Consider the following 717-nt stretch of genomic DNA (forward strand, 5'->3'; position numbering starts at 1 on the left):
CAAGGTCGATCTGCACCTGACCGACCCGCACCTGCGCGCCTGGCCGCTCGGCGATGACCCGGCGGCGCAGCAGCGCACGCAGCCGGGCGACCAATTCGCCGAGGTCGAAGGGCTTGGTGAGGTAGTCGTCGGCGCCGCGTTCGAGGCAGGCGATGCGGTCGGTGACGGCGCTGCGCGCGCTGAGCACACAGATCGGGATGTCGTTGCCCATCGCGCGCAGCGCCGTCACGACGCCTTCACCGTCCAGCACCGGCATGTTCACGTCGAGCACCATGGCGTCGGGCGCCGCGGTCCGAACCATCGCCAGCGCCTGCGCGCCGTCACCCGCGGTGACCACCTCGAAATCGGAGAGCTCCAACCCGCGTCGTAGCGAGGCGAGCACGCGAACCTCGTCGTCCACGACCAGGATTCGGTGTCCGGTCATGGATCAACAGTAGTCCCGGCCGGTCAGCGGACGCCGGCGACAACGCACTCGGGTTCGGTCGGCGCCGGGGGCGCGATGTCGCCCGGGACGGCGGGTCTGACCTCGACCGGAGCCCCCGGCGACACGTCCGCGGGCCGCGCGGGCGCCGGCGGCGCGGCGGGCACGGCACCGGGCGGCAACTCCCGCTCGATGGTGACCCACGACTCGTCGTCGGCCCCGCGCGTGATCCGCACGGACCCGTCCGGAGCGATCTCCTGACAGAGCGCGGGCGCGCCCGGGTCGACCATGACGGG

At 73.1% G+C, this 717-nt stretch carries 1 protein-coding gene and 1 pseudogene; both read right to left on the reverse strand.

What is annotated here, in order from left to right; translation table 11 throughout:
• The coding region (locus ON39_RS04055) for a response regulator (protein ID WP_040731077.1) at positions 1-424 on the reverse strand (424 nt) is incomplete at its 3' end.
• Positions 425-447: 23 nt separating this feature from the next.
• Positions 448-717 (reverse strand): annotated as a pseudogene (locus tag ON39_RS04060) (hypothetical protein); the annotation flags it as partial.

Origin of the sequence: Nocardia tenerifensis NBRC 101015 (assembly GCF_000308715.1) — a bacterium.
Lineage (GTDB): Bacteria > Actinomycetota > Actinomycetes > Mycobacteriales > Mycobacteriaceae > Nocardia > Nocardia tenerifensis.